We start from the raw sequence: 13,958 nt of genomic DNA on the forward strand, positions 1-13,958 counted from the left end.
GTCATCCTCGGCGCGGCCGGGAAACCCGGAACAGCGGACGTGCCGCGGCCACCAGCAGCACCATCAGCCCGGCGGCGAAGCACAGCACCGCGGCGCGCGAGTCCAGCCGCTGTGCCGCGAGCCCGAGACCCAGCACCGGCAGCGCCAGGCCGAGATAGCCGACCAGGAACAGCCCGGCGAGTGCCTCACCGCGGGCGTGCGGCTCGGCGAGGGTGAGCGTGGTCGCCACCGCGCCCTTGAACGCGGCACCGGCGCCGACGCCGGTGAGGAGGCCGCCGGCGATGAAGAGGGCGAAGGCCGGCAGCCAGATGCCCGCGATCAGCATGCACAGTCCCGCCGCGAGCGTGGCGAATCCGGTGCTCAGCGCGGCCCGCAGGCTCAGCCGCAGCATGGCGAGCTGACCGGCGACACCGGCGGCGAAGACGGAGAACGTGACCAGGCCGGCGATCGCGTGCGAGCGTTCGCCGAGCACACCGGCGAGGAAGCCGGGCGCCAGCGACGTGAAGAGGCCGAAGATCGCGAAGGACGCGAACGCGGTGAGGCAGGCCGCGACGTACCGGCCGCGGTCACCGGCCGGCACCGAGACGCGCTGCGGGCGCCAGGGCACGTCCCGGCGGGAGACGGTCTCGGGCGCGGCGAGCACGCCGAGCAGTGCGATCCCCAGCAGGATCTCGAACACCACGAACGGCACGATCAGCGGGTACGGGACGAACTCGGCCAGCAGGCCGGCCAGCAGCGGGCCGAGACCGATGCCGCCGATGTTCGCCGCGGTCGCCACCAGGTCGGCGCGGCGGCGGTTCGCTCCGGGCCGGTGCGCGAGGTGCAGCTCCATCAGGTAGGCGGTCGCCGTGGCGGTGAGCAGACCGACGCCGACGCCGGACAGGAAACGGCCGGCGAGCAGAGCGGGCAGGCCGGGCAGGAAGAACAGCACGCCGGAGGTCATGCTGATGACCAGCGCCCAGACGAGGACGCGGCGGCGGCCGAGCCAGTCGGAGACGTGCCCGCCGCCGAACACGCTCAGCACCACGCCGGCCGCGTAGACCGCGAAGACCGCCGTCACCATGAACGGGCCGAACCCGTCGCGTTGCTGGTAGAGAACATAGAGCGGGGTCGGCGCGGCGGAGAACGCCATCATGACCGCGAATGCGTAGGCGATCAGCCAGAATCCGCGGCCGTGCGCGCCGCGCACGGTGGGGACCGGGGACACGGTGGTGCCGGACACGAGAACTCCTTCGGGAGGGAACGTTGCCCGTCAATCGTTGCGGCCGTGATCGCCACCGGCTCCCGAACCTGACGCTGGTGCCGATCGCAATCCGCGATACGGCGCGAGCCCTCGTCCCGGCCGGCCGGGACGAGGGCTGGGAAGGCGTCAGGCGGCCAGTTCCGCCAGCAGCCGGTCGCGGGAGGTCTCCGCGTGCCGGCGCGCCGCCGCCATGTCGTGGCCCATCAGCACGCCGTGGTACTTGCGGAACTCGCCGTCGACCAGCACGGTGTCGACGTCGCGCGCATCCGCGGAGACGACCGCGGCGGTGACGTCCCGGCCGGCCAGCCGCACCGCCGACCGAGCCACGTCGACGAGGATGATGTCGGCGCGCTTGCCCGGCGTCAGCGATCCGATCCGGTCGTCGAGGCCCAGGGTGCGGGCGCCCTCGACGGTGGCGAACTCGATCGCCTGCCGGCTGGTCAGCGGCACCGCGGCCGGCTGCTCGCCCCGGGCCAGCAGCGCGTCGTACCGGCGCAGCCGCTCGGCCTCCAGCACGGCACGCATCTCGTCGAAGAAGTTGGCCGGCACACCGGCGACCACGTCGACCGACAGGGCCGGCCGGATACCGGCCTCGAGGAGGCGGCCGGTGGCCGGGAAACCGTGGCCCATCATCATCTCCACGCGCGCGGACACCGAGGCGTGGCCACCGGTGTCCGCCACCAGCTTCAGTTCGTCGTCGGTCGAGGTGTTGGCGTGCAGGAAGATCAGGTCGGGGCCGAGCAGGCCGTGGTCGTGCAGCTGGGTGATCGCCCGCTGTCCGCCGAGCAGGCCGATCCCGACGTGCATCGACGCGCGCACGCCGAGGTCGCGGGCCAGCGCGAGGTCGTCGGCGACGGTGTCGATGGTGGACATCTCCGGGCCGCGCAGCGCCAGGGCCAGCGTCACCAGCTGATCCGGCGTGTTGAAGTACCGGGTGGCGAGCCGGCGGACGTCGTCGGGGTGCCGCCGCCGGCTGGCGTAGTACCAGGATGGGTCCGAGGTGGGGATGCTGTGGCCGAAGACCGCGCGGATGCCAGCGGCGCGCAACGCCTCCACCGACGCGTTCGCATGCTCCGGGGTGTTCATGATGTGCGCCCAGTCGAAGAGCGTGGTCACACCGCTGTCCAGTGCCTCCAGCGCACCGAAGGCGGTGCCGGCCCGCACGTCGTCCGGTGTGAACAGCGGCGAGAACCGGCCGAGCAGCTGGGTGAAGTACTCGTTGAGCGTCCAGTCCGTGGCGATCTGCGCGAGCGCGCCCTGCCAGGTGTGCCGGTGGGTGTCGATCAGGCCGGGCATGACGACCATGCCGTTCGCGTCGATGAACTCGGCGTCCGGCACGTCGAGCGCGGTGCCGACGTCGACGATGACACCGCCCTCGATCAGGACGTCACCGTGGGGGTGGTCGCCGATCGACGGATCCATGGACAGGACGTGACCACCGCGGATGAGTTTGCGAGACATCGCTTTCCTTTCGTCGTGTTCCAGAATGTCCGCGTGCGGCGGTCCCGCCGAGCGAGACCGCCGATGGTGGTCATCGGGATTCGCGATGGCCACGGGTGTAGCGGTGCTTGACGCCGGCGGGGAAGAACTCGGGGTCGCCGGCCGGCCGCAGTTCGATCCGGGGTGTCCGCCGGTCCGCCGGCACGTAGTGCGCGAACTCGCTGTTGAGTCTCAGCAGTTCGGCGCGGATCGCCTCGCCGGCGAGCCGCTCACGGTGCGCGGACGGTTTCTCGCCCGGTGCCAGCTCGACCACCACGGACAGCACCCGGTCCCGATCGGCGTCCTCAGCCGTGCTCAGCACGAACCGGCCGGTCGCCCAGTCGCTCACCGGTGGCCGTTCCAGACCCGCGGTGACGTTCTCCGGGTAGACGTTGGCGCCGAAGAACGACACGGTGAACATCGACCGGCCGAAGACGTACACGAACGGCAGGTCCGGGCCGTCGCCCGGATCGAACCCGTGCGTGCGGCAGAGATCGATCAGGTCGCCGTGCGGCAGCACGCCGCCCTCGTCGGCGATGTGGTAGCGCACCAGCGGCACGGTGCCGTCGGCGCTGAACGTCAGCGTCCGGTCCGGGCCGGACTCGAACCGGCGGGCCGACGGGTCGTACTGCACGAGGGTCGGCAGACGGGAGTCGCCGAACAGCGGCGAGGCCACGTCCGGACGGCTGTCGAGGAAACGGCGGATGCGTACGCTCAGCGGGGTCTCGTTGCCCAGCACGCCCGCGTCCGCCGTGCCGTACAGCGACACCACCCCGCTGACCGAATCGTCGATCCCGGCCCGCTCCCCCATCAGGTCACGCCACTGCTCGCTGAACACCTCGCCGGCCAGCACGAGTTTCAGCCGGTACGCGGGCCAGTCCACCCCCCAGGCGCGGCCCGCGTCGATCACGTTCTTGATGAACGGCGGGTAGCCCAGCAGCACCGTCTGGTCGTACAGGCTGCCGAGTTCCTCGACCACCCGCACGATCTCGTCGACGTTGTTGCCCGGTGTCGCCACCGTGACCGGCCAGCCGTCGTCGGCCAGCCGGCGGCAGGCCGCGGTGGTGTACATCCCACCGACCCAGTTGCCGAGCGCGAAACACACCACGGCGAGCGTACGGCGTGACCCGGCGTGCAGGCCCGCGCCGAACACCTGCGCGAACCGTGCCATCACCGGCTCCTCGTCACGGGCCCCGCGCGGCCACACCGTCGGTGTGCCGGACGAGCCGGACGACAGCGCGACGGTCGCGGCCGCGTCCAGCCGGCCGTTGCGGCAGCGGTCGGCCAGTGGGTAGCGCTCGAGGTAGCCGGGCTTGGTCATCAGCGGGATCGCGGCCGGGTCCCGGACCGTTTCCGGGTCGATCCCGTGGTCGGACAGGAAACGCCGGTAGGCCGGAACCGAGCCGGCCACGTCGTGGAACAACTCCAGAACTGCGAGGTCGTGCATGAGAGCTCCTGTCTCGTCGCGGTGGCACGGGTACGGCCGGCCGTTCGCCCGTGCTTCACCAGGACACCGGCCGTTGCTGGACGTACGGTCGACATCGCATGGCCGGGCCGGTCAGGCAACCGCTCCCGAGACGTCGTCCATGGCGACCAGCCGGTGTGCCACGTCCGGGCTGCGGCGCAGCGCCGCGTACCGGCGGACGAGGTGGTCGATCCGGTAGCGGCCGGGCTGCAGCGCCTCGACCAGGAAGCGTTCGGCGAGCGTGTCCAGCGCCGCCTCCGCCTCCCGCTCCATCAGTCCCAGCAGGTAGCCCACCTGGCCGGCGGTCACCATGCCGCCGGCGGCACCGGCGAGCGTGGCGAGCACGTCGGCCGACGCACAGTCGAGCGTGCCGCGCACCGGGTCGAGCCGGCGGTACAGTTCGGCCGCGTCGTCGTCGGCGCTCAGCCGGCTTCCGGCCTCGGCCAGCGTCCAGGCCGGGCGCGCGGCGAGCCTGGTGGCGACCGCGCGCAGGGCGAGCGGCTGACACGCGCGCGCGGTGACCAGCGCCGCCGCGGCGGCTGGTTCCGCGGCCACCCGGTCGGGCCCGATCCGCCGGCCCAGGTATTCCAGCGCCTCCGCCCGGGTGAACGGCCCCACCCGGTGCCACTCGGCACCGGCCGCGACCGCGCAGAGGCGGCTGGTGGTGAACAGCACCGCGCAACCGGGAGCGGCCGGCAGCAGCGGGTGCAGGTCCGCGTCGCCGTCCGCCGCGCCGTCGACGGTCACCAGGATGCGGCGGCCGGCCAGCGTGGTACGCCAGAGGGCGGCGCGTTCCGGCAGGGCGGCGGGTACGGCGGAGGCCGCGACGCCCAGCGCCCGCAGCCATCCGGCCAGCACGTCGCCGGGCGTGGCCGTACCGCCGCCGAGGTCGGTGTGCAGCACGCCGTCCGGGAACAGGTGCGCGACCCGCTGCGCGACCGTTCCGATGACTGCGGTCTTTCCGCTGCCCGGCAGACCGGCCACGCCGACCACTGGCACGGCGCCGGGCCGGTCCAGCGACGCGACGATCCGGCTCACCAGGGCGGCGCGGCCGGTGAAGTCGGACGGTGGCGCGGGCGCCTGGGCCGGCACCCGGATGACCGGGCGCGCCTCGGCCTGCACGGGTGTGTCGCCGGCCAGGATCTCGGCGTGCAGCCGCCGGAGTCCGGGACCGGGATCGACGCCGAGCTCGGTGGCGAGCACGGTGCGCGCCTGGTGGAACGCGACCAGGGCCTCGGCCTGGCGGCCGTCGCGCCACAGCGCCAGCATCTGCAGCTCGCGCAGGCGTTCCCGGAGCGGTTCCGCGGCGATGCGCAGGCAGAGGTCGGCCAGCGTGACGGCGTACCGGCCCAGTTCTATCTCGGCGGCGAGCCGGTCCTCGTCCGCCGCACCGCGCAGATGTTCGATGCGGTCGCGCTGGGCGCTCGCGTACGGGCCCGGCGCTCCTGCCAGCGTGATGCCGTCGAACAGCGCCAGACCGTCGCCGAGCCGGCGGGCCGCATCCGCGAAGCGCCGCTCGGCGGACGCGGTGGTGGCCTCCGCGACCAGTGCGCGGAAGTCGGCGAAGTCCAGGCCCACCCGGTCCCGCGGCAGGCGGTAGCCGCCGCGCCCGGAGACGATCAGCCCGTTGTGCCCGTCGGGGCACAGTGCCCGGCGCAGCCGGGAGATGTAGGTGCGCACCGTGCCGACCGCGGCGGACGGCACGTCCTCCCCCCACAGCCCGTTGATCAGTTCATCCAATGTGGCCGGGGCGCCCTCGCGCAGCAGCAGCATGGCCAGCGTCGTGCGTTGCTGCGGTGCCCCGAGGTCGATCTCCCGGCCGAACCGCCACGCCCGTACGCGCCCGAGGACGGCGAACCGCCACTCCGGCCCACCCGCCGGGCGCACCATATGAAGTCTGGACCGCGGTGCGGCGGTCCGCAGATCACTGACTGTCATGACCAGAACGGTAGGTGCGGGTGTGACCTACGCGCTTACGTCAGGTGACCCATATTCCGTTGCCGCCGTCAGTGGCCTGCACCACCTCGGCCAGCTCGGCGCGGGAGGAGACGCCGAGCTTCGGGAAGATGTTGTACAGATGGTTACGCACCGTGCGCGGTGAGACATACAGCCGGTCACCGATCTCCCGGTTGGTCAGCCCTTCCGCCGCCAGCTGTGCGATCTGCAGTTCCTGCGACGTCAGCGTGTCCATCGCGGGACGCGCCAGGCCGGACACGTTCTCACCGGCGCTGCGCAACTCCTCGGCGGCCCGCTCGGCCCAGGCCTGCGCACCGATCGACTCGTACGCCTCGTAGGCCGCCCGCAGCGGCCCTCGGGCCTCGGTCCGGCGTCGTTGCCGGCGCAGCCAGCTGCCGTAGTGCAGCAGCAGCGAGCCGCGCTGCCACGGCCAGTCGTGCAGTCCCGAGGCGAGGGCCCGGTCGAACGCCGCCTCCGCCGTCCCGGCCGCGGCCAGCAGCGGCGCGCTCGCCGCGGTCGCCGCCGTCAGCTGTGGCGATCCGGTGCGCGCGGCCAGTTCCGTCATCTCGGCGTGCAGGTCGCGGACCGCGTCGAGCCGCCCGGTCAGCGCCGCCGCGTCCATCAGGTCGGTGAACCCCCACCCGCGCAGGTTGCGGTTGTAGGCGCCGCCGTGCGGGTCGAACATGCGCAACAGCGCGTCCAGGGCCGCCTGCGGGTCGCCGGCCGCGAGACCCGCGGTGCCGCGGACGAGCTGCACCAGCGCGACCAGCGGGGTAGCGCGCTCATCGGTCAGGGTCGCCTCGGTCCGGTCGGCCAGCGCATGGGCCGGCGCCACCTGGCCGCGGCGTGCCGAGACGGCCGCCTCGGCCAGCGCGGCCCCCATCGCCCAGCGCGGGGTGCCGCCCTCGCCGGTCAGCCGCGTGCACTCGCCGGCGGCGGCGATCGTGGCCGGATGCCGGGCGAGCAGCGCGCACGCCCACGCCTGATAGGCCAGTGCCCAGGACAGGTTGGCGAAGTTGCCCAGCGACCGCAGGCCGTCGATCCCAGAGCGAAGAAACCCGGTCGCGGTGGGCAGGGCGCCCACGAACAGCGCGGCGAGGCCCAGCGCCAGGTCCGCCTCGGTCGTGGCGTCGCCGGGCCGCCGCCCGGCCAGCGACGCCAGTACCGCCGGGCCGCGCTCCCACGGGGAGATCTGTGCCATCAGTGTGGTCCGGCGGGGATCGCCGGGCTCCAGCGGCAGCGTGTCGAGCGCCGCGAGCAACGCCGTCCGGGTCGGCTCGTCCAGATCAGCCAGAAAGGCCAGGTTTCCGACGCTCTCCAGCAGGCGCAGCGCCTTGGCCGGGTCGGTGGCGCCGTGCCGGGACACCACCCGGGCCACGTGCGTCAGCGCCGCGGGCGCGCCGGTGAAGCGGTCCGGGGTCTCGGCCCGGGTGAGCATCTCCAGCACGCACCGTGTCATCGGGTCCACGGCCGCGGGATCCGCCCGCTCGATGGCGAGGCGGAGCAGCGGCGTGGCCGGCCGGCCGTAGCCGTGCCCGCTGACGGCCGCGAGCGCGCGCCGGATCGCGTCGTGCGGGTCCGGGCTCAGCGTCACGGACCGTTCCAGCAGCGCCTCGGCGGTGAAGCCGGCCCCGCGCCGCACGGCCCGCACCGCGAGCCGTTCCAGGCTCGCCGCCACCTCCTCGTCGGTACCGACGGTCGCGGCGGCTCGGTGCCGGACCCGCCGTTCCTCGTCGCCGGCGAGGTCGGCCAGCGCGGCGTGCACGGCCCGGCGCAGGTCCGGTGCCGCGGACCGGTCCACGGCCGCGCGCACCAGCGGATGCCGGAAGACGAGGCGGCCGCTCACGGTGCGGATCAGCCCGGCCCGCTCGGCCGGCGCGAGCTCGTCCAGCGTCGTCGGCGTACCGGTGACCCGGCTCGCGGCGGCGAGCATCTCCGCGACGGTGTCGCCGTCGTTGACGGCCATGACCAGCAGCAGCGTCCGCGTCGCCACCGGCAGCCCGGCGGCACGGTCCCCGAACGACCGGGCCAGGCGCTCGGTCAGCGGCAGCGCGGGCGTGGCCAGGATGTCACGCTCCTCGCGGATCGCCAGCGGCAGCTCGGTCAGCGCGAGCGGGTTACCCTCCGCGGCGTTCAGCAGGTGTTCGCGGACCAGTGGCGGCAGGCCGGGGGCCCGCGCGTCGAGCAGGACGGCGGCGGCGTGCTCGTCGAGCGGATTCACCGGTACGACCCGCAACTGCGACTCGGCCAGCGGATTGCCGCCCAGGTCTCCGGCACGGGCCGCGGCGACCATCAGCACCGGGTCGTCGGCCAAGCGCCGGACCACGAACGCCAGCACGTGGCAGGACGCCGCGTCCAGCCACTGCACGTCGTCCGCGATAACCGTCAGCGGCGCCCGCTGCGCGGCGTCGGTCAGCAGTTGCAGCGCTGCCAGCCCGACGCGATGGGCGGTGACCGGTTCGTCACTGTCGCCCAGCGCTGCCCGTAGCGCCTGCCGGGTGGCCGGGAGCGGTGCCTCGATCGTGCCGAGGACCGGCGTCAGCAGGCGGCGCAGCCCGGCGTACGGGCGGTCGCTCTCCGAGGGGGTGCCGACACAGCGCAGCACGCGTGCCCCGCGTTGCCGGGCCTGCTCGGCGGCGGCGTCCAGCAGGGCGGACTTCCCCACCCCGGGGTCGCCGGTGAGCAGCAGCCCACCACCGTGGCCGGCATCCGCCCGGGCGATCGCCTCGGCCAGGACAGCGATTTCGGCGGTACGGCCGACGAGCGACGATGGCACGGGAGTCCATCGTAGTCAGCCGGCCGCCGCGGCGTCCCGGCCCGTTCCGCCACGCGGGACACCCGGCCTTCGGGTGCCGCACCGGGTGGTCCGGAGCACCGGCCGGTCACGTCCGGTCGTACGCCTCCAGCGCCCGGGCGAGGCCGGCTCGCGCGGTCACGCCCAGTTTCGGGAAGATGCGGTACAGGTGGGTGCCGACCGTCCGGTGTGACAGCAGCAGCCGGTCGCCGATCTCGCGGTTGGTCAGGCCGGACGCGGCCAGCCGGGCGATCTGCAGCTCCTGCGGGGTCAGCGCGTCCGAGCCGGCGAGGGCGCGCACGCGGACGTGTTCACCGGAGGCGCGGATCTCTGCCTCGGCGCGGTCCGCCCAGGGCACCGTGCCGAGCGCACGGAAGATGCGGTGTGCCTCGCGCAGCGGCCCGCGCGCGTCGGCGGCCTGACGTTCGCGGCGCAGCCATTCGCCGTGCGCCAGCAGCAGCCGGGCCCGGTGCCACGGCCACGCCGCCAGGTCCGCGGCGATCGCCGCGTCGAACGCGGCCGCCGGATCGTCCGCCAGCAGCGGAGCAGTGGCGGTCACCGCGGCCCGCAGCAGGGGTGATCCGGTGCGCTCGGCCAGCGCGGCCAGTTCCGCGTGCAGCGGTCTCAGCCGGGCCAGCCGGCCGCTGCGTACCCCGGCCTCGATCAGTTCCGGCAGCGCCCAGGCCCGTACCTGCCGGTGGTGGGACGGCGACGCCGGGTCGACGATGCGCCAGAGCCGGTCGAAGGCGAGCGCGAACTCCCCCGCCCCCAAAGCCGCCGTGCCCCGGGCCAGTTCCACCTTGGCCAGCAGTGGATGTGCCCTGGACCGCAGCAGCACGGTCTCCGCCGCGGCCGCCGCGGACTCCGCGGCGTGCCGGTCGCCGCGCCGGCCGGCCACGATGCCGGCGGCCAGGCTCGCCATCACCGCCCAGCGCGGCTGGCCGACCTCCTCGGACAGCCGCCGGCACTCGACGGCGGAGGCCTCGCTCAGCTCCAGCTGTCCGAGGTGGAGGTGGGCCCAGGCATACGAGGAGAGCGCTTGGGCGAGCAGTCCGAGGTGCCCGCGTGCCCGCAGCGCCGGGATGGCGCGGTCGAGACTGCGGATCACCGCCGGCATGTCCCCGGCCGCGCCCGCGGCCTGGCTGAGGCGTACGTCGTCGGCCGGCTCGCGGGGCTCGTCGCGTGCGGCGGCGTACCGGTGAAGGAACGGGGCCGAATGCTGCTCCGGTGCGATCAGGGCGAGCAGTGCGGCGCGGGTCAGTTCGTCGGCCCGTAGATCCGGATGCCGGACCGTGTCGGCCAGCCGGTGCAGCACCGTCCCGGTCGGACCCACCCACCAGGCGCGGACCGCGGCGGAGGCGAGCGTGGAGAGTGCCTGCTCGGCGTGGCCGGCCGCCAGCTGCCGCCGGGTCAGCTCGATCGCGGCGACGACACCGGCGTCGCCGGGCCAGTCCCGCCGGAGCAATTCCTCCTGCCAGTACGCGAGCCGGGCGCGGTCGACCGGGTCGATGGCGAGTATCTCCAGCTCCGCGATCAGCCGCGCGAACCGGGGACCGCCGCCGGCGCCGAAGCCGATGTCCGCGGCGGTGACCAGGCGCCGCACCCGCTCGGCGGTGTCCGGGCTGAGCCGGGCCGCCCGCTCCATGGCCACGGACGCCGCGTCCGGCGCTCCGCGGCGCATGGCCCGGGAGGCGGCGCGTTCCAGCTCCGCGGCGACCGACTCGTCCGGTGCCAGGCACGCGGCGGCCCGGTGCCAGACCCGCCGGTCGGGGTCCGCGGCAAGAATCTCCGCCAGGGCCGCGTGAACGCCGTGCCGGTGCGCGGCGGTGGCCGCCCGGCGCACCGCGGATCGCATCAGCGGGTGCCGGAACCGCAGCGTGCCGTCACCGACCTCCAGCAGCCCGGTGTCGACCGCCTCGGCAAGGTCGCCCGGCCGGATCGCGCGGCCGGCGGCGCGGCCGGCCGCGGAGACGATCTCGTTCTGGTCGTCGCGGTCGTGCAGAGCCGCCGCGAGCAGCAGCATGCGTGTGTCGTGCGACAGTTCACGGGCCCGCATGCCGAACGTGCGCTCCAGCCGGTCGGTCAGTGGCAGGTCCTCGCCGTACGAGTCGTCGTGGTGCCGCAGCACGGCCGGCAATTCGACGAGCGCCAGCGGGTTGCCGCGCGCGACCTCCAGCGTCCGCTGCCGCCATCGCGGCGGCAGGTCAGGTGCGTGTGCCGCCAGCAGCCGGCTCGCGGTGTCGCCGTCCAGGCCGCCGAGCATCAGCTCGCGGGACGCGGGCACGTCCCCCAGCGGGCCGGCCGGCTCGGTGTCACGCTGTGCGGCGATCACCACGACCCGGTGGCCGGGCAGCCGGTGCGCGACCGACGCCACCACCTGCGCCGTGGACCGATCCAGCCAGTGGGTGTCGTCCACGGTGACCAGTACCGGTGCCACGGCCGCCTCCCCCGCCAGCAGCGCCAGGACAGCCTCGCCGACCTCGTGCCGGGAGATCGGTTCGCTGTCGCCCAGACCGAGCGCGTTCAGCAGTGTGTCCCGCTGGGCCGGGGACAGTGCGGTGGCGCTGGCCAGCATCGGGTCCCGCCGGATGACAGGACGCAGCAGCTGGTGCAGGCCCGAGTAGGGCAGGTCGGACTCGATCGGGACACCCGCGCAGGCGAGGACCCGCATATTCCGGGCGAGGGCGCGCTGCCGGGCGGCGGACAGCAGCGCGGTCTTGCCGATGCCGGGCTCGCCCCGCACGATGACGACCACACCCCGGGAGACCGCGCCGGTCAACGCCGCGTCGATGACGACCAGATCGGCATCGCGGCCCAGCAGCGCTGGTTCCGGTGGTCGTCGCGTCACCATCGAGGCGATGGTACGCCTCCGGTCCCTCCGGCACCGGTCAGCCGCTCACGTATCGTCGACCCGGTGTTCATCGGGGTGGGACGAGATGTCCCGGACACCGCGAACGTGGTCGGCAGGAAGGCGCAAGGATGGGTGATGGCAACCCGATGGACGTGCTGGCGTTGTTCCGGGACGCCGCGGCCGAGGTGCCCGCGTACCGGCGGTTCCTGTCGGAGCAGGGGGTCGATCCGGCATCGGTGGTCAGCGTCGAGCAGATTCCGCTGACCAGCAAGTCGGGTTACCACCAACGTTACCCGTTGCCGGAGCGCTGCCGTGGCGGCCGGATCACCGGCGGCGACATCGTCGCGCTGTCGTCGGGCTCGTCCGGCACCCCGACCGTCTGGCCGCGGTCGGCCGCGGACGAGCACGGCGGTGCCGCCCGTATGGAGCACATCCTGCGGGACGCGTTCCACGCGCACGAGCGCAGCACACTCGCGGTCGTGTGCTTCGCGCTCGGCCACTGGGTCGGCGGCATGTACGTCGCCGGCATCTGCCGGCGGCTGGCGGCGCGCGGCTACCCGATCACGGTCGCCCCCGCAGGCAACGACATCGACGAGGTGCTGCGGGTCATCGACGAGCTCGGTGACTTCTACGACCAGATCGTGCTGCTGGGCTATCCGCCGTTCGTGAAGAACGTGGTCGACTCCGGGCTGGCGCGCGGAATGGACTGGACGTCGTACCGGATCAAGATCGTGATGGCCGGCGAGGTGATCAGTGAGCAGTGGCGTGACCTGATCGGGCTGCGCACCGGGATGACCGACCCGACCGCCGACGTGGCGAACATGTACGGCACCGCGGACGGTGGCGTGCTCGCCACCGAGACGCCGCTGAGCGTGCGCATCCGCCGGTTCCTCGCCGGTCGGCCGGACCTCGCCAGGGCCGTGTTCGGCGACACCCGCCTGCCGACGCTGGCCCAGTTCGACCCGGCCACCCACCGGTTCGAGGCGCTCCCGGGCGGGACGCTGGCGTTCAGCACCGACGGCACGGTGCCGCTGGTGCGCTACCACATCGCCGACGAGGGCGGCGTCATCGCGCACGACAGCCTGATCGCGCTGTGCCGCGAGCACGGCTTCGACCCCGGCGAGGGTACGGACCTGCCGTTCGTCTTCGTCTTCGGCCGGTCGATGTTCACCGTGTCGTTCTTCGGCGCGAACGTCTACCCGGAGGACGTGGCGGCGGCGCTGGAACGGCCCGCGGTCGCCGGCTGGGCGACCGGGCGGTTCGTGCTCCGCACGCTCGAGGACGTGGACCGCGACCGCCGGCTGAACGTCGTGGTCGAGCTGGCCACCGGCGAGGCGGCCACCGACGAGCGGCAGCGGGCCGCCGCCGAGGCGATCCGGGCCGAGCTGCTGCGGGTGAACAACGAGTTCGCGCATTACGTGCCGGCCGGGTACCAGACGCCGGATGTCGAACTGAGGACCGCGGACGACCCGGAGTTCTTCCCGCACGGCATCAAGCACCGCTACACCCGGCCCGGCGTGGAGCACTGACATTCTCCCGGGCCTCAGCGAACGTCGCCCCACCGCAGCGCGGTGCCGAGGTCGAGCGCGCGGTTCACGCGCTCCTCGAGGAGCAGGGCGAACACCAGCACCGCCGCGGTCAGCGGCGGTAGCGCCACCACCGGCGGTGACAGCTCGATCAGGAGCAGGGTGCGGCCCGGGCCGGCGGACATCCCCATGGTCCTCAGCCGGGACAGTGCCCGGCCGCACGCGGCCGTGTCCGCGACGGCCGTGACCGCGACCGCCAGCAGCGCGATCAGGACGCCGCCGGCGGCACCGGCCGAGTAGACGAGGGTGAGCAGACCGTTCGCGCCGCCATGTCCGAGCACGGCCCGCTGTTCGCCGGCCATGACGACGATGGCCGGCACCGGCAGGCCGGCCGGGCCGAGCGTACGGCCGAGCTCCGCCGCGAGGGCCTCCGCCTGGCCGTCATCGCCGGTACGGTGCAGGGCGGCGGGATCGGCCGAGGCACCCGCGATCAGGTAGCGGTTGATGATCGGCGCCACCGGCACGGACTGACGGGGCAGTACGACGAACTCGCGGGTGCCGGGATCGAGGCCGGGGAACGTCTCCGCGACCGCGGCGACCCGGAAGGCGAATCGGCGGCCGCGCACGTGCGCTGGCACCCACGT

Annotated in this window: 8 protein-coding genes; 1 reads left to right on the forward strand and 7 read right to left on the reverse strand. The window is 74.1% G+C overall.

What is annotated here, in order from left to right:
* Position 1: 1 nt before the first annotated feature.
* From J2S42_RS08470 to J2S42_RS08495, 6 genes are all read right to left on the reverse strand, one after another.
* On the reverse strand, positions 2-1,222 hold the full coding sequence (locus J2S42_RS08470) for an MFS transporter (RefSeq protein ID WP_307237157.1): 1,221 nt from the start codon (positions 1,220-1,222) through the stop codon (positions 2-4).
* A gap of 147 nt (positions 1,223-1,369) precedes the next feature.
* The gene (locus J2S42_RS08475) at positions 1,370-2,704 is read right to left on the reverse strand and encodes an amidohydrolase family protein (protein WP_307237159.1); all 1,335 of its coding nucleotides are present in this window, start codon (positions 2,702-2,704) and stop codon (positions 1,370-1,372) included.
* A gap of 70 nt (positions 2,705-2,774) precedes the next feature.
* Entirely contained in the window at positions 2,775-4,169 is a 1,395-nt protein-coding gene (locus tag J2S42_RS08480) for a phenylacetate--CoA ligase family protein (RefSeq protein WP_307237162.1), read from the reverse strand.
* A gap of 111 nt (positions 4,170-4,280) precedes the next feature.
* Complete coding sequence (locus tag J2S42_RS08485; protein ID WP_307237165.1) at positions 4,281-6,125, reverse strand: AfsR/SARP family transcriptional regulator; 1,845 nt, start codon at positions 6,123-6,125, stop codon at positions 4,281-4,283.
* A 40-nt stretch (positions 6,126-6,165) separates the two neighbouring features.
* Positions 6,166-8,919, reverse strand: a complete 2,754-nt coding sequence (locus J2S42_RS08490) for a helix-turn-helix transcriptional regulator (RefSeq protein WP_307237168.1) — start codon at positions 8,917-8,919, stop codon at positions 6,166-6,168.
* Between the two features lie 106 nt (positions 8,920-9,025).
* Positions 9,026-11,788 (reverse strand): ATP-binding protein, encoded by a 2,763-nt coding sequence (locus tag J2S42_RS08495; RefSeq protein ID WP_307237171.1) that lies wholly within the window; start codon positions 11,786-11,788, stop codon positions 9,026-9,028.
* 128 nt (positions 11,789-11,916) lie between these two features.
* On the opposite strand from J2S42_RS08495, the gene J2S42_RS08500 reads away from it, so the two are divergent.
* Positions 11,917-13,317: a phenylacetate--CoA ligase family protein gene (locus J2S42_RS08500; RefSeq protein WP_307237174.1), complete on the forward strand. Its 1,401-nt coding sequence runs from the start codon at positions 11,917-11,919 to the stop codon at positions 13,315-13,317.
* Positions 13,318-13,331: 14 nt separating this feature from the next.
* Here the strand turns inward: J2S42_RS08500 and J2S42_RS08505 are convergent, their stop codons facing one another.
* Positions 13,332-13,940, reverse strand: coding sequence for a hypothetical protein (locus J2S42_RS08505; protein WP_307237177.1), 609 nt, complete (start codon positions 13,938-13,940; stop codon positions 13,332-13,334).
* Positions 13,941-13,958 lie beyond the last annotated feature (18 nt).

Origin of the sequence: Catenuloplanes indicus, from assembly GCF_030813715.1 — a bacterium.
GTDB lineage: Bacteria > Actinomycetota > Actinomycetes > Mycobacteriales > Micromonosporaceae > Catenuloplanes > Catenuloplanes indicus.

Coding starts and splice junctions, on each gene's coding strand:
- J2S42_RS08475 (WP_307237159.1), bottom strand. CDS start 2,704: ATGTCTCGCAAACTCATCCGCGGTGGTCACGTCCTGTCCATGGATCCG.
- J2S42_RS08480 (WP_307237162.1), bottom strand. CDS start 4,169: ATGCACGACCTCGCAGTTCTGGAGTTGTTCCACGACGTGGCCGGCTCG.
- J2S42_RS08485 (WP_307237165.1), bottom strand. CDS start 6,125: ATGACAGTCAGTGATCTGCGGACCGCCGCACCGCGGTCCAGACTTCAT.
- J2S42_RS08495 (WP_307237171.1), bottom strand. CDS start 11,788: ATGGTGACGCGACGACCACCGGAACCAGCGCTGCTGGGCCGCGATGCC.
- J2S42_RS08500 (WP_307237174.1), top strand. CDS start 11,917: ATGGGTGATGGCAACCCGATGGACGTGCTGGCGTTGTTCCGGGACGCC.